The following is a 19406-nucleotide window of genomic DNA, read 5'->3' as shown; positions in this document are numbered from 1 at the left end:
GGAGACGTACATGAGCATCCGCACCCTCATCCGCGGCGGTCTCGTCATCACCGCATCCGACGAGCTCCACGCCGACGTGCTGATCGAGGACGGCCGGGTCGCCGCCCTCGCGGCACACGGCACGGCCGCCGCCGAGACCTGGACGGCCGACCGGACGATCGACGCGAGCGGGAAGTACGTCATCCCCGGCGGGGTCGACGCCCACACCCACATGGAGCTGCCCTTCGGCGGCACCGCCGCCTCCGACACCTTCGAGACCGGCACCCGCGCCGCCGCCTGGGGCGGCACCACCACCATCGTGGACTTCGCCGTCCAGACGCCGGGGCACGCCCTGCGCGAGGGCCTCGACACCTGGTACGACAAGGCCGACGGCAAGTGCGCCGTCGACTACGCCTTCCACATGATCCTCTCGGACGTCAACGAGCGGACCCTGAAGGAGATGGACCACCTGGTGGGGGAGGGGGTCACCTCCTTCAAGCTGTTCATGGCCTACCCCGGGGTCTTCTACAGCGACGACGGCCAGATCCTGCGCGCGATGCAGCGGGCCTCGGGCAACGGCGGGCTGATCATGATGCACGCCGAGAACGGCATCGCGATCGACGTGCTCGTCGAACAGGCCCTGGCGCGCGGCGAGACGGACCCCCGCCACCACGGAGAGGTCCGCAAGGTCCTCCTCGAAGCGGAGGCCACCCACCGGGCCATCCAGCTCGCCCGGGTGGCCGGCTCCCCCCTCTACGTGGTGCACGTCTCGGCGGAGGAAGCGGTCGCGGAGCTGGCGGCCGCCCGCGACAAGGGCCTCCCCGTCTTCGGCGAGACCTGCCCGCAGTACCTGTTCCTGTCCACCGACAACCTCGAAGAGCCCGACTTCCAGGGCGCCAAGTACGTCTGCTCCACGCCGCTGCGCCCCCGCGAGCACCAGGCGGCGCTGTGGCGGGGGCTCCGTACGAACGACCTCCAGGTGGTCTCCACCGACCACTGCCCGTTCTGCTTCCGGGGCCAGAAGGAGCTGGGCCGGGGCGACTTCTCGAAGATCCCGAACGGGCTGCCGGGGGTGGAGAACCGCATGGACCTCCTCCACCAGGCCGTCCTGGACGGGCACATCAGCCGCCGCCGCTGGATCGAGATCGCGTGCGCGACCCCGGCCCGGATGTTCGGCCTCTACCCGCAGAAGGGCACCATCGCGCCGGGCTCCGACGCCGACATCGTCCTCTACGATCCGCACGCCGAGCAGGTCATCTCCGCCGAGACGCACCACATGAACGTGGACTACTCGGCGTACGAGGGCAAGCGGATCACCGGACGCGTCGACACGGTCCTGTCCCGGGGCGAACTCGTCATCGACCGCCGGGAGTTCACCGGCCGGGCCGGCCACGGGGCCTTCATCCCCCGCTCCACCTGCCAGTACCTGTAAAGCCGCACGCCCGCACACAGCAGCAGCAAGGAGCCATGCATGGACTTCGGCCTCGTCCTGCAAACCGACCCGCCGGCCTCCCAGGTCGTCAGCCTCATGAAGCGCGCCGAGCGCAACGGCTTCCGCTACGGCTGGACCTTCGACTCCGCCGTGCTGTGGCAGGAGCCGTTCGTCATCTACAGCCAGATCCTGGCCAACACGCAGAAGCTGCACGTCGGGCCGATGGTCACCAACCCCGGCACCCGCACGTGGGAGGTCACCGCCTCCACCTTCGCGACGCTGAACGACATGTACGGCAACCGCACGGTCTGCGGGATCGGGCGCGGCGACTCGGCGATGCGGGTCGCCGGGCGCGCGCCCAACACCCTGGCCCGGCTGGGGGAGGCCATCGAGGTCATCCGGGACCTGGCGGAGGGCCGGGAGGCGCTCGTGGACGGCAACCCGATCCGGATCCCGTGGATCCGGGAGGGGAAGCTGCCCGTGTGGATGGCGGCGTACGGGCCCAAGGCGCTGGCCCTGGCCGGACAGAAGGCCGACGGGTTCATCCTGCAGCTCGCCGATCTCTACCTCACCGAGTGGATGATCAAGGCCGTCCGCCAGGCCGCCGTGGAGGCCGGCCGCGACCCGGAGGCGATCACCATCTGCGTGGCCGCCCCGGCGTACGTCGGGGACGACCTCGCGCACGCCCGCGACCAGTGCCGCTGGTTCGGCGGGATGGTCGGCAACCACGTCGCCGACCTGGTCTCCCGCTACGGCGAGCACTCCTCGATGGTCCCGGACGAGCTCACCGAGTACGTCAAGTCCCGCCAGGGCTACGACTACAGCCACCACGGCCGCGCCGGGAACCCCTCCGCAGACTTCGTCCCCGACGAGATCGTCGACCGCTTCTGCCTGCTGGGGCCGGCCGAGGCCCACATCGAGAAGCTCCGGGCCCTGCGGGATCTCGGCGTGGACCAGTTCGCCCTCTACAACATGCACGACGCCCGGGAAGCGACCATCGACGCGTACGGCTCCGAGGTCATCCCGTCGCTGCGCTGACTTTCGCGCAGGATCAACGGTCGGTGGCCTTGACCTTCTCTGCTCGGCGCAGGGGCTCGCGGTCCAGGATGCTCTGCTCCCTCGTGGTGAGGGCGGGGCCGTCGAGCAGGGGCTTGCGCAGGCCGCGTGCCGCGGCGATCAGCACGTCGGGGGTGCCGAGGACGGAGGCGGGCTTCTGCATCGTCATGACGTCCGTGAGGGCCTTGACGACGAGGAAATTGCCGATGGCGGTGTGGCTGAGGCGGTGGACGTAGCGTGCTGCCAGCTTGTCGGCCAGGTTCGGTGCCTTGCCGACGGCGCCCGGATAGAAGCGGTCCTGGCCGACGGCGAGCAGCCACGCCGCGGCGGCGGGGCGGGCCATCGCCTTCTGGGCACGGGCGGCGAACTTGGGTGCGGTCACGGGCATCTTCGCCGCGGTGTCGCGCAGGGCGAGCGCGCCGAGGGCGGCGGCGGACATTCCGTGGCCGTACACGGGGTTGAGGCTGGTGGCGGCGTCGCCGAGCACGACGAAGCCGGCGGGCATCGCGGCCTTGTCGAAGCGCCGCTGCCGGTTGGCGGTCCGGCCGTAGACGACGACGTCGCTGATCGGCTCCGCACGGGCGAGGAATTCGGCGGCCAGCGGGTGGCGGACTCCTCCGGCGAACTCCTCGAAGAGGCTCTCGTCGGCGCTCGGCTCGGCGCCGCGGGTGCCCGACAGACTGACGTGCCACTGGCCGTCTTCGATGGGGATGATCGAGACGACCTGGCCGGGCTTCCCTTCCCGCGGGTCGGCCTGGATGTGGATGACGGGCCAGTCGGATTCGGCGCCTTGCGGGGCGCGGTACCGGCGGCTGGCGTACCGTACCCCGGCGTCCACGACGGTCTCGCTCACCGTGGGGGCGCCGATCTGCTGGAGCCACTCCAGGACCTTGGAGCCACGACCGGTGGCGTCGACCACGAGGTCGGCGTCCAGCACGCTTTCCTCGCCGTCCTCGCTCCGTACGTGAACACCGCACACCTTCGACGCGCTGCCCGCCAGCGCTGTGACGGTCACGCCCGTACGCACGCTGACGTTGGGGATCGCCAGGGCCGCGGTGCGTATGCCCCAGTCGATGAGGTCGCGGCTGGCGCCGATGAGGTAGTGGGTCTCGGTCCACCGCCGGAACCAGCCTGCGGCCGAGTAGGAAACCATGCCGTTGGGGATCGGTACGCGGTGGGCTCCGGCCTTGAGCCACCGGTCGGTCGTGCCGGGAAGCAGGGCTTCGATTGCGTCCGCGCCACCCGACCACAGCATGTGGGAGTGGGCGGCCTGGGGAAGTCTGGGCCGTGGCGCTGCGGTATCGGGCAGCTCCTTGTCGCGTTCGAGGATGAGGATGTCCACGAAGTGGGGTGCGAGTGCGGCGGCCGCGAGTGTACCGGCGAGGCTGCCGCCGAGGATGACGGCGCGGGTGGTGCCGGTAGCGCCGTTGGGCTGCTGGGTCATCGTGTGTTGCTCTCTAGGACTGCCGCTTCGCGGGTGGCTCGGACGATGGGGAGTATCGGCAGAGGCTGGGAAAGGATTACAAGGCCGACATCGTGGAAGGCGGGGGTGAGTGCGGCACGGACTGACGGGGGCCGTTCATGGGGAATGCCTTCCGAGCGGGGCGCCCGCAGCGTGACGGCCAAGAGCTCCGTACTGGCGAGAGATGCGGGCGATACCCCTGGTGCCGGTGCCGAGCACGGCGCTGAGTGCGGCAGTGCCTTGTTCCGGGACGTCCTCGCCGCTCTCCGCAGCGGATTCCTTGGCCTCGATGGCGAACGCGATCATGACGGCCGCGGCCGCGGCCCATGCCTCATGGGGGCAGACCCCGTCGTCGAGTGCCCTGTCGTGGTGGGCCGTCATGATCTCTAGGTCGCAGTACGGGGCCAAGGCCAGCAGATCATCGTAGATGTCCGTTTCGCGATCGAAGAGACGGGATCCGGGCGAGGTCCACCAACTGGCGGACGCCGGCAAGCCCATGAGGATGCGGAGCCTGCGCCACAGCGGCCCCATCCACCGGTAGGTCTGCCATGCTTCCCAGGCCTCGGCCAAGCGGCGGCCCTGCGGCAACAGGAAGCCGGAGGTGGTCAGAACGGCTCCGACACTGGCCAGGGGCGGGGCGACGTCCGTGCTGAGGAAGTCCCAGTTGCCGCCCGTCCAGCGGGCGACGACGGCCGCGGCCTTGGCCAGGCCGAAACCGGTGCTGAAGACGAAGCCGGCCACGAGGGTCAACAGGCCCGCCCGGAGCCACCCGTCGACCACACGCGACCACCGCCAGCACATCACCGGGACGACCGTGCCGACAACGATGTGCCAGGAGAGGTAGATGACGATCATTTCGCGGATCCAGGGCGTGGACGCGTAATGGGTGTCTAGGTCCCGGAGTTTCTCCACGGGGGCGTCACCCAGGACGAAGCACAGGGCGATCAACGCGATGACCACGCCGCATACGGCGAACCAGCACCGCACGCGGCGTTGGACCTCGACGCCGAATCCCTCGCGCCAGTACGCGAGGAGCACGATGCAGCAGGTGTTGAACACGCTGAGGATGGCGTAGACCAGCGGCGCGGAGACGTTCGGCAGCCCCACCGATCGGTTGACCACGGTGATCGTGGGGGGCGCGGCGAAAGCGAATCCGGCGCTGGCCATGAGGAGCAGTCCCGCGACGGCCCGGACCATGGGGTTGCTCCACTGCCGGATGAGTCCGGGGAGCTTGGAGAGGAAGGCGATGCCGAGGGCGGCCGCCGGGATGTAGTAGTCCGAGCCGTTCATCTGCCGTTGCCGAGAGAGGCCTGGATGCGGGCAGCCGGACCTTGGAGGGCCGGCTGGGCGGAGTCGGTTTCGAGCAAGTGACGAAACCGCCGGCCGAGCATGCGGCCGTACTGCTCGGCCTCGGCCTCGTCGCCCCCCGCAGCGTGCGTCCGCGCGGCGACGAGCCGCACGGCTTCGTCCAGGTCCGCCGGTGTCAGGACGTCGTCACCGATCAGACGCGTGGCCACCTGCGCACCAAGGGTGTAGGTCCCGCAGTGGCCCTTGATCATGTGCCAGATCTCGTGCCCCAGGATGACCAGGGCATGGAAGGGACTGGTGCTCTTCGCGACGACGATGATGTCTTCGGTCTCCGCGTCGAGCCAGAGCCCCGAAACGATGCCGAGGCCCTGCGGGAAGTCCCGGCGCACGATGCGAACAGGCCGTCCGGGATCGCCGCGGTAGGCGGTGAGATGCACGGCTATTCGGTCGATCAGCTCGGTGATGTCACGGGGGGCGGGCTCACCCAGGCCGGCGTACAGCTCATCGCAGAGCCGTACCATCTCTTGCTCCAGCCGCCGGTTCCTCACGATCCTCATCCCTGACTCCTCACCTGCGCACCCCGTGCCGTTCGGCGGTGATCCGTGTTCCTCTGTGGGTCCAGCGTGGACATGCGCTCACTTCGGACTCGGCTGCACGTCCAAGATTAGGCTGAGGAGGAGCAGCACCGCGGCCGGGGTTTCGGAGAAACCCCGGAAGGCGATGGACCGAAGCTAGGGCTTGCGGCGGGGGCGGTCCAGAAGCCATGGGAACCCTGGCGACTGTGGCGCTCCCCGGTCCCGTCAGCCGCTGAGCGGCATGGTTGCCTCCGGCGCCGGGTTCTCGGAGAGCCACCGCCCGTAAGTCCGGGTCAGTCCTCGGTTCCGCAGGGTGTCGCGGATGAGGGCGACGTATGCGGAGGTCCGGGCGCGCGGCGGGAGGCCGCGGGAGATCCGGCTCATGTGCGCGCGCACGACGGCCAGTACGCCTGCGCTGGCGATGTCCTTGTCCCGCCAGTTGAGGCGCGGCGCGGCCACCTCGATGTCGTCGCCCTCCTGCCAGCGTCTGGGCAGGTCGGGGTGGAAAGCGAGAGCGGTGGCCAGCCCGACCATGGCGAATCCGCTGGTCAGGACCTTCTCCGCGGAGGAGCGTCGGCCTATGCCGCCTGTCAGCATGAGCGGCATGGGCGCGGATGCGACGAGCCGCTCGGCGATCGCCAGGAAGTAGGCCTCCCGGTCGAGCTTCCTGTCATCGGCGGTGCGGCCCATGGTCGCTGCGCTCTCCATGCTTCCGCCGGAGAGTTCCACCAGGTCCACGCCGAGGTTCTCGAGAGATGCGAGTACCTGCTCCACCTCGTCGACGTCGAAGCCGCCGCGCTGGAAGTCGGCGGTGTTGATCTTGATGCTCACGGTGAAGTCCGGGGACACGGCCGCGCGAACGGCGCGCACCACCTCCACGAGCATCCGCGCCCTGTTGTCCAGACTGCCGCCCCACTGGTCGGTGCGGCGGTTGACCAGGGGGGAGAGGAACTGGCTGAGGAGGTATCCGTGGGCCGCGTGGATCTGGACGCCGTGGAAGCCGCTCTCCTCCGCGAGCCGTGCCGTGGTGGCAAACCGGCCGATCGTGGCCTGGATGTCCGCCTCGGTCATTGCGGTCGGGCGGGCGAACGTGCTCGTGTGCTTCCCCATGCTGACGCCGATGTCGGACGGCGCCCATGCGACACCGGGCAGGTCCGACCTGACCTGCCGGCCGGGGTGGTTGATCTGCATCCACACCTGGCCGCCCTCCGAGCCGGCGGCCGCGGCCCAGCGACGGAAGGGGGCCAGGTCGGTTCCGGCGTCGAGCACGATCGTTCCCGGAGACGTGAGGGCCCGTCGGTCGATCATCACGTTCCCGGTGATGATCACCCCGCTGCCGCCGCGGGCCCAACTGCGGTAGAGCTCCTCGATCTCCGGCCCGGGCAGTTGGCCGGGCTGGCGGGCGAGGCTCTCCTCCATGGCGGCCTTGGCAATCCGGTTGGAAATGCGGGCGCCGCTCTGGAGTACGAGAGGTGTGGACAGGTGCATGGAAGATTCCCCTCTGGATGCCGTTGTGCGACATCCGGCTGTGGCCCGCTTGTACGGTGCCATTCTCGGTCCCTGCCCAGCCTGGGCAGGCGCGGCTTCCGCTCAGCGGGCTCGCAGTTTCAGAACCCGGCCCGCAGCTGCCCGTACGCGTGAGAGGCGTGCCGGGAGGCCCTGGCCGACGTGCCTGGGCCGGCCCCCACCCATCAGGTCCGTCTGGGGATCGGCCCACAGGTGCGCGAGCTCCTCGGCGATTGCCTGCTGGGCTCTGCGGGACGCCGTCGGGTGGCTGATGCCACGCCCGAGTGCCACGCGCAGGGCTCTGGCGGCTGCCTCGGTCGCGAGCGGTCCTCGTGCGTCCAGGGGGCTGAAGGTTGCCAGGGCGTCCCCCACGACGACGATGCCGCGGGGCCCGCGGATCCGCTCGTACCGGTGCCAGCGCAGGGCCGACGTAGGTGTGACGACCACGTCGCCTGCCGGCTCTGCCCCGGCGATGAGCCGGCCGACGGTGGGGTCCGACAGGGCCAGTGCCGCATGGGTGAAGGCATCTGCGCCGGCGATCTGTTCACGATCCGGGGAGGTCTGGGTGACGGCCCACAGTCCGTCCTCGACCGGAACGACCACGGCACTGCGGGCGCCGTCCGCAACAGCGGTGAGGGGGATGTCCGTCTGTCCCTCCGGCGTCCGGTAGAGACGGCTCGCGGAGAACCCGGCCGTGCCGCGCGTGGTGAACGGTACGGCGGCGACGCCGAGTTCCTTCAGCCAGCTCGCCGTGCACGCATCGGCTCCGCTCGCGTCGACGACGAGCTGCGCGGTGACGTCCTGCTCCGTCCCGTCACCGAACCGCACGCGCGCGCCGAGCACGGCCGACTCGTCGCCGATGAGCCCGACGGCATGTGCGCCGTCCAGGATGGTGGTGTCCCGCTCACGCGCGGGGTTGGCGACGACGACCTCTCGCAGCACGCTGGTCAGGAGTTCGCGGCTGCACGTCAGCAGCTCACGGGTCCCCCAGGCTCGCGGGCGCGTCCGGGACAGATGCTCCCCGGCGGGGAAGGGGAACGTCCGAGCACCGCGGCGCTGCAGCATCGCACCCGAGCCGAAGACCAGATCGTTGACGTCCCACATCCCGCCGACGTGGAGGACCTCACCGTGCTGAGCAGGTTCGAAACCCGTGTCCTGCGGGCGGGTGGCGGGTTGGCCGCCCGCGAGCACGAGTACGTCGTAGCCGGCCAGCGCGACCACGGACGCGGCCAGCAACCCGGCGTACCCCCCGCCGATTATGAGGGCTTCGACGTGCTTCGGGTGTGTGGTGGCCATGGTCATCTCTCTGTGAGGGTCTCTGCACGACGACGGGCGGGCCGGGGGCTCTCAGACTGTTCGCCGCGGTCATGCACGCTGCTCTGCACGTGCGGTGGACCGCCGCGTCGCTTCAACCCGCAGGGAGTTCAGCATGGCTGCAGACATGTCCACGAGGTCTTCGGAATCCTCGATGGAGCTGACCGTCCATCGATGATCGGGAGCGAGGGCGGGCACGGCGTGCCCCTTCTGGATGACCGCGCGGGCTATCACAGAGGCATCGGCTTCGCCGCGAGCACGGCGGAACCCGGAGTGCTCGGCCAAGGCGAGTGCGTAGACCTCCGAGCCGGTCGACTGGTCGAACCAGGGCGTCAGCCGCAGTACCGCGTCGAAAATGTCCCTCTCGCGCTGCATGAGCCGACGCTCCACGGGCTGCCACCACGGCATGGGCGGTGGACTCGTAGGAGGTATCTCCGGGCGGATCTCCAGCCAGAGGGGCTGGAGCCGGCGAAAGCGGCGCAGAGCCCGCCACCGGGATCCCACACCTTGTCCTATGGGCGGGAGCATGAAACCGGCGGCGATGAGAAGGGCGCTGAAACCGGCCAGGGAGAAAGCGACGTTGGTGCTCAGGGAGTCCCAATCGTGCCCGAGCCAGCGGGCAACGATCGCCGTGAACTTCAAGAGGTCGTAGCCGAACATGCACACTGCCCCGGCAGTGATCAGCAGCAGCCCGACCTTCAATGTGCCGGGGACCTTCCTCGACCAGCGTAAACAGAGGACCACCATGGTGACGGCCGCGACGGTGTGTGCCGCCAGGTAGAGAAGGATCATTTCGCGGATCCAGGGCGTGCCGGCGTAGTAGGTGTCCAGGTCCCGCAGTCGCTCCACGGGTGCGTCGCCCAACGCGAAGAGGGCGTACAGGGCGATCATCACCGCGGCATAGGTGGTCAGGCACAGCCGGGTCTGCCGCACGGTGACACGCGAATCCTCGTTGCCGCGCCAGTGGATGAGCAGCACGATGCTGATGCCGTCGAACGCGGTCAGGATCGAGTACACGATGGGTGCCGCGACGTTCGGTATGCCGATCACCCTGTTGATGACCGCGAGATTCGGGGGTGCGGCTGTGACGAACAGGAAGGCGGCAACGAAAAGCGTCGCGGCGACGGCCCTCAGGAGCGGGTCCCGAGGATTCTTCCGCAGCGCCCAGACTTTGACGGCGGTGGCGACGAGGAAGCCGGCGGCTACGGACAGGTAGGCCGTTCCCGCGTTCACCAACGACTCCCGCGAGCCCCGTGGGAGAGAGTGGGCATGGTCAGTTGCCCTCTGAGCGGGCGGCGTCGCCGACGGGCAGGCCGGAGCGGCGGATCTTGGAGAACTGGATGCTCAGTCTGGCGAGACCGTTCGTTCCTGACACGCGAGTGTCGATGGTGGCACCCGATTGGGCAACGATGGCTGCCGGCTCGGATGGCAGCCTCCCGGCGGCCTCCGCAGCGGCCAGGGCGGCGTGGATCGTCGCCGCTTCGGCAAAGATGAGAGCCGCCTCCGGTTCGCAGCCTTGCGCCGAGGCGTATCGCTCGGCTGCCTCGCGGCGGCTGCTGTCCAGGTGCGGTGCCAGATTGAGCAGGCGATCGGAAATATCGGTGGACCTGGCCATCGCCCGGATCTCGGGTGACGAGGTCAGGCGAACCCAGGTGGGCTTCCCGGGTCCGGCGAAGGGCTCGAGCGCACGCCAGAGGGGCTCCATTGCCCGATAGGCCCGCCAGGACCCCCACATCGACCCCAGCCGTGGCCCGACGACCGGCACCAGGAAGCCGATCGTGGTCAGGCCGGCGCCCAGTCCTGCCAGGGGAGGGGCGATGTCGGTGCTGAGAGAGTCCCATCTGTCCGTACCGGCCCATCGGGCACCGACAGCCAGGAATTTGAGCAGGGCGAACGACAGGCCGATACCGAACGCGGCTACGAGTATGAGCAGGCCCCAATGGGTCCACGCCGCCTGCAGATCTCGAAGCTCACGGGCCCACCGCCAGCATTTCGTCGCCACCACGAGGCTCGTGGCGATGTGCGCGGCCAGATAGAGCACGATCATCTCCCGCACGTACGGGGTGTTCGCGTAGAAGGTGTCGAAGTCGCGCTGCTGCTCGATGGGCACACTGCTGAGGGAGAAGAGAACGCAGAACGTCGCGATCAGTGCGGCGGTCGCCGCGATCCAGATCCTGGTGTGCTTCCGGAGGATCTCCTCGGCTCCCCCGCGCCAATGGATGAGGAGCACGATCGAGCCGCACGACAGGCACGACAGGATGCAGTAGACGATGAGCGCCGAGACGTTCGGGACGCCGGTGATCCGGTTGACCCGCTCGATCGTCGGCGGAGCACCGAACACGAAACCTGCCGCCGAGGCCGCGAGGATCACGAAAATCGAATTCGACATCGGCGAGTGCCAGCTGCGCCAGAACGAGGGAGCCTTCACCACCAAAGCGATGGCCAGGACGCCGGCGGGAATGAAGTAGTCCGATCCGGTCATCCTCAGTAGCCTCTGCCTATGCTGGACTGGATCCGGCCGGCCAAACCGGATGTCGGCACGCAGCCGCTCCCGTGCAGACACTCGCGCAGCCGGGCTCCCATCTGCAGCCCGAACTCCTCCGCATCGCTTTCCTCTTGGGTGTCGACGTGGCTCCTCGCGGCCAGGGCGACGAGGTCGTCGCCCACCAGTTCACCGCCGAGTGACCTGGCGGCAGCCGTGGCAACGCCGCTGTGGGCCCCGTGAGACAGGCACTCTCCCATCAGGGCGTGCCACATCTCGTGCGCGAAGATCACGAACTGGTGCAGCGTGGTCGTCTGACTCTCGACGACGATGACGATCCGGTCGTCGAACTTCGCCGTGAGGCCACTGGCCGTATCCTCGGGGAACTCACGGAAGTACAGGAGGACCGGGCGGAACGGGAGAGCCCCGCGGTCCTCGTTGAGACGCTGCTCCACGTCGGCCCTCAACAGCGCGAACAGGTGGTCCGGATCCGAGGGGATCGGCCTGTCGAGACCCGCGAGAACCGAGTCGCAGAACTTCGCGATCTTCCGTGTGGTGGATCGCCGCGCCAGATGGGCTCTCGGCGCCGCGAGCAGGCCCTGGTGGGGTGGCAGCCTGTCGAGAGTCGCGAGTATCCCCTTGTGAAAGCCCGCCATCTTCCCCTCGCTCATCCGAATGCCCCCACTTTAAGTTCCCCTCCGATGGGCGGTGAAGCCGCGGCCCGCCCTGCTGCTACCGGTGACTGAAGGTCAGGTCAGTCGCTGCGTCCGGACTCGACCCTAGGGGCCGGAGTCCTCTCGTGTGATCGCGTCCATGAAGGCGATCAAAGCCGTCTCAAGACTCGGGGACAGCTCCCTGTCGCCGAGCCGGAGCTGGACCTGCATGGCGTGACGATTCCGCACAGCCTCGGCAGGATTCCTGAGGAACGCCATGAGGTGGGGGATGACCTTGCTGTCCAGAACCCGTTTCACGGCCTCCGGCGGCGTCTGGGTGAAGTACTCCATGGGGACGTCGAAGAACTTGGCGAGGCCGGCGCCATGCCAGATGTTGGGCGTGCTGTGGTTCAGCAACTTGCCGTGCCACTGCGGGGTCATCCCACTGCCGGCAGAGATCTCCGCCGTGGTGTACGGACGCCGGCTACCCGTGCGCTTGTCCACGGTGAGCCGGGTTTCCCGTAGGAACACGATGCGGCGGGCCAGCTCGGCCGCGGCGCTGCTCGGCGCCTCGACGGGCTCGCCGTCGAGCAGTCGCCGGATGTCGGCCTCTGGAAGGGAGCTGTGGAAGGAGAGGTCTCGCAGGTTGAAAACCGACGCTCGGTCGAGTCCTGCCTCCGACCGGAGCTCCTCGACCTTTTTCACGGTCCTGGCGAGGTGTTCGTACCCGTCGCTCATGAACCCTCCCACCCGGATTGGAAGGGGAACCTGTGGTTCAGACGAGCCCGAAGCCCCCGCCGTCACTAGATCACGGAACGGTCGGATCCGCAATGAAATGATCGTTTCGCGGGAAGGTTGGCAGGCGTGGTCGTCGGAATGCGGGGGCGGTGACCCGTCGCTCCGCTCACCTCACGTGGCCCTCTGGACTTCCAGTGACCCGCTCCACGCCAGGTCGCCGGCCGAGCGGCCCACCAGGATCCGGTACGTCCCGGGCTCCGTGCGCCAGGCACCTTCGGCTTCGGACCAGTGCCGCAGCGCGCGGGCCGGCACCTCCACGACGGCGGTCGCCGGAGCGCCGGCTTCCGCGTGGACCGCGGCATAGCCGGCGAACCAGCGGACCGGACGCTCGACGGTGGATTCCGGGCGGGCGAGGTACACCTGCACGACCTCGCGGCCGGGCCGGTCGCCCGCGTTGCGCACCTGGACGCGGACCGTGAACGAGGAGCCTGCCGTGACCTCCGCCGGGGCGCGGACCGCGTCGTACTCCCAGGTGGTGTAGCCCAGACCGTGGCCGAACCAGTAGGCGGGCCGCCTGCCGGTGCGGAGCCAGGCCCGGTGCCCGATGTGCACGCCGTCGTCGTAGGCGAGGCGGCCGTCCACCGGGTGCGCGTGGGTGACGTGCGCGTCGGTCAAGGCGGCCGCCCAGGTGGTGGGGAGGCGGCCGCCCGGCTCGGCGTCCCCGAACAGGATGTCGGCGAGCCCGGCACCGGCCTCCTGCCCGGGGAACCAGGTGAGCAGCACCGCGCCCGCCTCGTCGCGCCAGGGCAGTTCGACGGGGCCGCCGCTGTTGACCACGGCGATGGTGCGCCGGTTGACGGCCGCCACGGCGCGGACCAGCTCGTCCTGGTGGCCGCCCAGGGAGAGGTCGGCGCGGTCGTGGCCCTCGGTCTCGGTGTGTTCGGTCGTGCCGACGACCACGATCACGGCGTCCGCGTCGCGGGCCGCCCGCACCGCTTCGGCGAGCGCGGCCGCCGCCTCGGGCTCCGGCGCCGCCGCCGCGACGATCGTGGCGCGCCCGGCCCCGGGTACCAGCTCGCGCCGGGCCGTCAGGAGGACGGGTTCCGTCGTCTCCAGGGTCGCCCGCACCGTGTGGAGGGGCGGGTTCACGTGGACGACGGCCGGGTCGTCGGTGGTGCACGGGAACTCGCCGTCCAGTACGGTCCGTTCGCCGAGGGCCAGGCTCATGCGGCCGAAGCCGGCGATGCCGAAGGTCCATTCCCCCGTCGCCTGCGGCCGTAGGAGCGCGCTGATCTCCACCGTCCGCGCGGCGGGCATCACTGGTGGTTCCAACTGCCGCCCCGACAGGCGGTGTTCGGCGTACAGCTCGTGGCCCGCCTCGTCCAGGAGGCGCAGCAGCACACCGGGCCGCCCCGATCGCGGGTCGCTGCACCAGTCGGCGCCGAGGGGCGCCGGGGGGACGCCCAGTCCCGGACCCGGTACGTGCACGACCCGGGCCAGGCCCTCCAGCCGGGCCCGGATCCCGTCGAGCGGAGTGACCACGTGCGCGGGGAAGACCCCCGCGCTGCCTCCGCCCTGGAGACGCGGGGAGGCGGCGTGCACGCCGATGACGGCGACCTCTGTCAGCGCGGACGGGTCGAGCGGGAGCACCGCGCGGTTGCTCAGCAGCACGGATCCGGCGGTCACGGTGCGGCGCAGCAGCGTCCGCGTGTCCTCGGGCCCGAACGCCGGGGTGCGCGGGGGCCGGTGCGGTTCGAGTGCCCCCACGCGTCCGGCCAGCCGCAGCAGCCGCCGGACCTTCTCGTCGACGGCCCGCTCGGGGACGTGGCCGTCCTGCACGGCCCGGACGAGGGACGCCTCCCACGGGCCGTGCGGTCCCGGCATCGCCAGGTCGAGTGCGGCGAGGGCCGGTTCCAGGGTCGACCGCAGGGCGCCCCAGTCGGAGACCACCACCCCGTCGAAGCCCCACTCGCCCTTCAGGGGTTCGGCGAGCAGCGGACTGGCGGTCATGGTCGCCCCGTTCACGCTGTTGTAGCCGGCCATCACCAGCCACACGCCCGCCCCGACGGCAGCCTCGAACGGCGCCAGGTACACCTCCCGCAGCACCCGCTCGGACGCGCGCACGTCCACGTGCATCCGGCCGGTCTCGGAGTCGTTGGCCACGTAGTGCTTGGCCGTGGCCGCCACCCCCGCCGCCTGGATGCCCCGGACGAGCGCCGCGCCCGTGCGGCCCGTCAGGACGGGATCCTCCGAGAAGCACTCGAAGTGCCGGCCGCCCAGGGGCGTGCGGTGCAGGTTGAGCGTCGGCGCCAGGACGACGTCCACGCCCTTGCGGACCGCCTCCGAAGCGAGCAGGCCCCCCAGCTCCTCGACCAGGTCCTCGTCCCACAGCGCGCCGATCGCGGACGCCGAGGGCAGCAGCGCGGAGGTGAGCCGCTCGTCCCAGGCCTCTCCCCGCACCCCTGCCGGGCCGTCGGAGGTCACCATCTCCCGCAGGCCGACGGCCTGTTCGGCGGCCGTCCGCCACGTCGTGGCCCCGGACAGCAGCCGCACCTTCTGCGCCAGATCGAGCTTCTCCAGCAGTCGATCGAGCATGTCCTCGCCCATCCCCACCCCATTCACGTCATCCGCTCCCCGCCTGCGGTTCGAGAAGACCCGGCCCTCCCCGTTGTTCAGGCAGGGAGAGCCGGGCCCGTACGGAGGGCCGGCCGGGTCAGGGCGGCCGGTACTCCGCGTTCAGTGACGCGCCGTCACGGGGTCAGCTGTAGACGCCGAACTCGTGGAGGGAGTAACCCCAGGCGGTGCCGCGGGCGGTCAGGTTCAGCCGTACGTGGCGGGTGTTCGCCGACACGCTGATCGTGTCGATGTCACCGTTGCCGGTCGTCGTGGTGTGGACGGTGCGCCAGTTGGTGCCGTCGTCGGAGAGCTGCACCTCGTAGGACTTGGCGTAAGCGGGGTCCCAGACCAGCTGCAGGGTGCGGATCGCGGTGGAGGCGCCGAGGTCCACCGAGATCCACTGCGGGTCGCTCCAGTCGCTGGCCCAGCGGGTACCGGCCTTGCCGTCGGTCGCGTTGCCCGGCCCGCAGGGGCAGTCCCCGTACCCGGCCTGGAAGGAGGAGGCGGTCGTCGGCTTGTTCAGCGCCACGTTCGTGCCGCTCACGGGCGGGGCGACCACCTTGACGGACTTGGTCTCGATGCCCGCGTTGCCGCGGCCGTCCTCGGCCTGGATGTACACCTTCCAGACGCCCAGCTTCTCGGGAGCGGTGACCGCGAAAGTCCCGTTGCCCGTCGAACGCCACTGCGCCTCGACCAGGCGCTTGTCGCCGTTCGCGTAGTTGCCGCTGAGGAAGACCTTGTACGTCAGCGGGTCGTTCTGCGGGTCGCTGATGGTGGCGCGGACGGTGAACTCCCCGCCGGCCGGGGCGTTGGAGGCCTTGTCGACGACCATGTTGCTGATGACCGGCGGTGTGTTGTCGCCCGCGGTGGACCCGGTGTACGCCTTCTTCACCGCGTAGTACGACAGCCGCTTGAGGCCGTCGGGCAGCAGATTGAACCAGATGCCGCCGAAGTCGTGCTCGATGCCGTAGTGGAACATCGTGGCGCCCAGGGCCACGCCCTGGTGACCGGTGATGCAGTTCCAGGCGGTGGTGTACCCCTCGGCCGTCTGCACGTCGGTCTTCTGGTCGGGGATGCCGTTGGCGTCGTTCGGCACCTCCCACTCGCCGGCCGGGCCCGTCTCGGTGATGATGTAGGGCTTGGTGTAGCCGCCGTCCACCCAGTCCTGCTTCACCCCGCAGATGTCGCCGTAGGAGTTCATCGAGTACAGGTCGAGGTCCGGGGCGTTGCGCTTGTAGTACGGCCACGCCCCCGTCCAGGCGTCGGTCGAGGTGACCGGGTGGTCGGGGTCGATGGTGTGGATCTTCTTGGCCACGTCGTTCACGAAGGTGGTGTAGGCGTTGCGCTGCGCCTCCAGTTCGGTGCCGCCGTAGCAGTTCTGCAGGCCGAGGACGGATTCGTTGCCGACGTTCCACATGAGCGTGGCCGGGTGCGACTTGTAGGTGTCCACCCACTTCGCGAACTCGGTCAGCATGTTGCTCTTGTACGCGGCGTCGGTCACGTAGTTGACGCAGCCGCCCGAGCCGGGGCCGCCGCCGGGCTGCAGCCAGAAGCCGTTGACGACCCGGATCCCGTTCGCCGCGGCCGTGTCGAGCAGGGGCTTGCTCGACGCGTCCGTGCCCCAGGTGCGGATGGTGTTGACGCCCATGGACTTCACGTCGGGCATGTACTTCGGTGCGTCCGCGAAGGACGGACCCCAGGTGAGGCCCTTGACCGTGTACGGCTGCCCGCCGACGGTCAGCTGCCAGTTGCCCTGGGAGCCGGCCACGCGGACTGCGCCCTGGGCCGGGGGTTCCGCCGTGGTGGTGCCGTAGACCTGGAACTCCCAGAGGGAGTAGCCGTAACCGCTGGAGCGGACCAGGCCCTTCATCCGTACGTAGCGGCCGCTGCCGGAGACGGCGATCTCGTCGGTGCCGCCGTCGCTGCCGGTGACGGCTTTGGCGGTGCGCCAGTTCGTTCCGTCGTCCGAGACCTGGATCTCGTAGTTCTTGCCGAAGGCGCCCTCCCAGGTGAGGACGACGCGGCTGAGGCTGCGGCTCGCGCCGAGGTCGACCTGGATCCATTCGGCGTCGCGCCACTGGCTGGCCCACCGGGTGCCGGTGAGGTTGCCGTCGAAGGCGGCGGCCGCGGAGTAGCCCTCGCCCTCCTGGGAGGAGGCGGTGGCCGGCTTGCCCTGGGAGAGCAGGGAGTCGGCGGCCACCGCGGTGGGGGCGGCGGCCAGGGTGAGGGAGGACGCGAGGAGCGCGCCCAGGGTGGCGAGGGCGGCCGCGCCGCGCGTGCGGCGGAGCGTCCTTCTCGTGGAGGGAGGGGGGAACATTGCGGCTCCTGGTGTGAGGGGGCCCCTGGGCCGGGGCGCGGAGATCGGTTCACCCGGCCCAGGGGAGTGGGTGCGGCTCCGGCGGATCGGCGGAGGCCGGTCGTGCGGTGGTGCCCCCGGGCAGCGGCGGCAGGGCGGAAACCGGGCCCGGGGTGTCGGGGGCCGGTTCCGCGGGGTGGGCGGAACCGGTGGGGGAGGCCGGACGGCTCAGGGGTACGAGACCACCGTGGAGGGAACCGTCGAGGTGCCGGCGGGGACCGTGGACGCCCCGGTGTCGTTGATGACGTGCTCGTAGTGGCCGTTGCCGCCGAGCGACACCGTCAGCAGGCTGTGGAACCTGACGCCGGGCTTGACCGGGGCCTTGAAGCCGTGGTCCTGGCGGATGTTCGGGTCCACGTTGTAGTTGCAGTAGCTGCCCAGGCCCCATGCTTCGTGGGTGGTCACCGAGTCGTCGACCCGGTAGGCGGCGTAGCCCTTGGTGGCGCCGTTCTGGATGGCGGCCTGGTTCGGGGCGTCGTAGGCCTTCTCGTTCTGGTAGAAGACCGTCTTGCCGCGCTCGCCGTACCACTCCACGTCGTACTTGTTGAAGTGCTCGACGAACAGGCCCGTGGCCAGGACGTCGTCACCGTTCACCCGCACCCCGTAGTCGGCGCGGTTGGTCTCCCAGCCCACGCCCTCGCCGTGGTCGGCGCGCCACACCCAGGTGTGGTCGACGATCGTGTCGTCGCTGTTGACGACCATGCTGGTCGTCGCCTTGCCGGCGCCCGCCCCGCCGACGCGGATGTAGACGTCCTGCACGGTGGTGGGGTTGGCGGCGTGGTCGGCGGAGGAGTTCTGCGGTCCGAGCTCCAGCAGGGTCGGCGAGTTGACCGGTCCGGCATCGATCAGGAAGCCGGCGAGGCGGACGCCGTCCACGTCGGCGACCTTCATCGCGGTCACCCCGTTGTCCGGGATGATCGTGGCGAGGCCGAGGCCGAGCACGATGGTGTTCGCGCGGTTCACGTTGATGGTCCGGTCGACGTGGTAGACGCCGGGCGTGAACAGCAGGTTCAGGCCCTGGGCCAGCGCCTGGTTGATCGTGGCGGCGGTGGCGCCGGGCTTGACCACGTAGAACTGGCTGAGCGGGACGGACTCGCCCTGCGGGGTGCCGTTGGCCCAGGTGGTTCCGCGGGCGTTGGTGCGCTTGGCCGGCGCGAACACCTTGTACTCGTTGCCGTCGGCGTAGAGGTAGGGCTTCTCGCGGGAGACGGGCGTGGTGTCGAGCGTGGTGTAACGGGGCTCCGGGAATCCGGTGGCCGGAGCGCCCTCGACGCCGGAGAAGGTCTGGTTCCACACGCTGTTGGACCAGCCGCCGATGGTGCTGTCGCGGGTGTACCACTGCTGCTGCGAGTAGTTGCCGACCTGGCCGTCGACCTTGGAGTCGGCGATGTAGCCGCCGCTGGCCCAACCGTAGCCGTTCGGCGCCAGGTTGAGCGCACCCTTGACGTGCATGCGGCGGAAGGAGGACGCCTGCGAGACCGCCCACCGGTTGGTGCCGCTGACCGGGTTGACGGTCAGGCCCTCCGCGCCGCGCCAGAAGTTCTGGGTCGCGTTGCCGTTGAACCAGCCCGCGTCGACCGTCACGTCACCGTTGATGGTGGTGTCGCCCGGGCGCAGGCCGAGGCCGGCGATCTGGGTGTAGAAGCCGATCTGGGCGTTGATGTTGTTGTAGGTGCCCGGCTTGAGGAGGAAGGCGTGCCGGCCGCTGCCGAACTGCGCCGACTCCTGCTCCTGGAAGACCTGGTCCAGCTGGGCCTGGATGCCGGGCGTGGAGGGGTCGACGACGTGTACGTTCGGGCCCAGGTCGCCGCCGCCCGGCAGGGTCGGCCCGCCTCCGTCGCCCCCTGTGGTCCCGAACACCTTGAACTCCCAGAGCGAGTAGCCGTACCCGGTGGCCCTGGAGACGCCCTGCATGCGGACGTAGCGGGC

The 19406-nt window shown here is 70.0% G+C and carries 14 protein-coding genes; 2 read left to right on the top strand and 12 right to left on the bottom strand.

The genetic code is table 11. The annotated features are described in order from the left end of the window. Positions 1–10: 10 nt before the first annotated feature. The gene (gene hydA / locus OG898_RS00070; RefSeq protein ID WP_250740473.1) at positions 11–1411 is read left to right on the top strand and encodes a dihydropyrimidinase; all 1401 of its coding nucleotides are present in this window, start codon (positions 11–13) and stop codon (positions 1409–1411) included. Between the two features lie 39 nt (positions 1412–1450). Beyond that, complete coding sequence (locus OG898_RS00065) at positions 1451–2449, top strand: TIGR03842 family LLM class F420-dependent oxidoreductase (protein WP_266954152.1); 999 nt, start codon at positions 1451–1453, stop codon at positions 2447–2449. A gap of 13 nt (positions 2450–2462) precedes the next feature. On the opposite strand, the gene OG898_RS00060 is transcribed toward OG898_RS00065, so the two are convergent. From OG898_RS00060 to OG898_RS00005, 12 genes are all read right to left on the bottom strand, one after another. After that, positions 2463–3911 (bottom strand): pyridine nucleotide-disulfide oxidoreductase, encoded by a 1449-nt coding sequence (locus OG898_RS00060; protein ID WP_266954151.1) that lies wholly within the window; start codon positions 3909–3911, stop codon positions 2463–2465. A 135-nt stretch (positions 3912–4046) separates the two neighbouring features. After that, complete coding sequence (locus OG898_RS00055; RefSeq protein ID WP_250740470.1) at positions 4047–5219, bottom strand: MAB_1171c family putative transporter; 1173 nt, start codon at positions 5217–5219, stop codon at positions 4047–4049. Then, complete coding sequence (locus tag OG898_RS00050; RefSeq protein WP_266954149.1) at positions 5216–5794, bottom strand: toxin-antitoxin system, toxin component; 579 nt, start codon at positions 5792–5794, stop codon at positions 5216–5218. Before OG898_RS00050 ends, OG898_RS00055 begins: the two co-directional genes overlap by 4 nt. A gap of 243 nt (positions 5795–6037) precedes the next feature. After that, complete coding sequence (locus tag OG898_RS00045) at positions 6038–7300, bottom strand: NADH:flavin oxidoreductase/NADH oxidase family protein (RefSeq protein WP_250740468.1); 1263 nt, start codon at positions 7298–7300, stop codon at positions 6038–6040. Between the two features lie 102 nt (positions 7301–7402). Beyond that, a complete protein-coding gene (locus tag OG898_RS00040) occupies positions 7403–8614 on the bottom strand; it encodes an NAD(P)/FAD-dependent oxidoreductase (RefSeq protein ID WP_266954146.1) in 1212 nt (403 codons plus the stop codon). A gap of 69 nt (positions 8615–8683) precedes the next feature. Beyond that, entirely contained in the window at positions 8684–9865 is a 1182-nt protein-coding gene (locus OG898_RS00035; RefSeq protein WP_266954144.1) for an MAB_1171c family putative transporter, read from the bottom strand. A 40-nt stretch (positions 9866–9905) separates the two neighbouring features. Further along, a complete protein-coding gene (locus tag OG898_RS00030; RefSeq protein ID WP_250740465.1) occupies positions 9906–11114 on the bottom strand; it encodes an MAB_1171c family putative transporter in 1209 nt (402 codons plus the stop codon). A gap of 2 nt (positions 11115–11116) precedes the next feature. Then, positions 11117–11785, bottom strand: coding sequence for a hypothetical protein (locus OG898_RS00025; RefSeq protein WP_250740464.1), 669 nt, complete (start codon positions 11783–11785; stop codon positions 11117–11119). A gap of 108 nt (positions 11786–11893) precedes the next feature. After that, a complete protein-coding gene (locus tag OG898_RS00020; protein WP_250740463.1) occupies positions 11894–12505 on the bottom strand; it encodes a hypothetical protein in 612 nt (203 codons plus the stop codon). Positions 12506–12676: 171 nt separating this feature from the next. Further along, complete coding sequence (locus OG898_RS00015; protein ID WP_266959997.1) at positions 12677–15112, bottom strand: glycoside hydrolase family 3 C-terminal domain-containing protein; 2436 nt, start codon at positions 15110–15112, stop codon at positions 12677–12679. Positions 15113–15263: 151 nt separating this feature from the next. Then, a complete protein-coding gene (locus OG898_RS00010; RefSeq protein WP_250740462.1) occupies positions 15264–17438 on the bottom strand; it encodes a discoidin domain-containing protein in 2175 nt (724 codons plus the stop codon). A gap of 207 nt (positions 17439–17645) precedes the next feature. After that, the coding region (locus OG898_RS00005) for a coagulation factor 5/8 type domain-containing protein (protein ID WP_266954140.1) at positions 17646–19406 on the bottom strand (1761 nt) is incomplete at its 5' end.

This window comes from Streptomyces sp. NBC_00193 (genome assembly GCF_026342735.1).
Lineage (GTDB): Bacteria > Actinomycetota > Actinomycetes > Streptomycetales > Streptomycetaceae > Streptomyces > Streptomyces stoeckheimensis.
This window is presented reverse-complemented; position numbering and strand designations above follow the sequence as displayed.

Excerpts from the sequence above, each read along its gene's own strand:
- hydA (WP_250740473.1), top strand. The coding sequence starts at position 11 with ATGAGCATCCGCACCCTCATCCGCGGCGGTCTCGTCATCACCGCATCC.
- OG898_RS00065 (WP_266954152.1), top strand. The coding sequence starts at position 1,451 with ATGGACTTCGGCCTCGTCCTGCAAACCGACCCGCCGGCCTCCCAGGTC.
- OG898_RS00060 (WP_266954151.1), bottom strand. The coding sequence starts at position 3,911 with ATGACCCAGCAGCCCAACGGCGCTACCGGCACCACCCGCGCCGTCATC.
- OG898_RS00055 (WP_250740470.1), bottom strand. The coding sequence starts at position 5,219 with ATGAACGGCTCGGACTACTACATCCCGGCGGCCGCCCTCGGCATCGCC.
- OG898_RS00050 (WP_266954149.1), bottom strand. The coding sequence starts at position 5,794 with ATGAGGATCGTGAGGAACCGGCGGCTGGAGCAAGAGATGGTACGGCTC.
- OG898_RS00045 (WP_250740468.1), bottom strand. The coding sequence starts at position 7,300 with ATGCACCTGTCCACACCTCTCGTACTCCAGAGCGGCGCCCGCATTTCC.
- OG898_RS00040 (WP_266954146.1), bottom strand. The coding sequence starts at position 8,614 with ATGGCCACCACACACCCGAAGCACGTCGAAGCCCTCATAATCGGCGGG.
- OG898_RS00030 (WP_250740465.1), bottom strand. The coding sequence starts at position 11,114 with ATGACCGGATCGGACTACTTCATTCCCGCCGGCGTCCTGGCCATCGCT.
- OG898_RS00025 (WP_250740464.1), bottom strand. The coding sequence starts at position 11,785 with ATGAGCGAGGGGAAGATGGCGGGCTTTCACAAGGGGATACTCGCGACT.
- OG898_RS00020 (WP_250740463.1), bottom strand. The coding sequence starts at position 12,505 with ATGAGCGACGGGTACGAACACCTCGCCAGGACCGTGAAAAAGGTCGAG.
- OG898_RS00015 (WP_266959997.1), bottom strand. The coding sequence starts at position 15,112 with ATGGGCGAGGACATGCTCGATCGACTGCTGGAGAAGCTCGATCTGGCG.
- OG898_RS00010 (WP_250740462.1), bottom strand. The coding sequence starts at position 17,438 with ATGTTCCCCCCTCCCTCCACGAGAAGGACGCTCCGCCGCACGCGCGGC.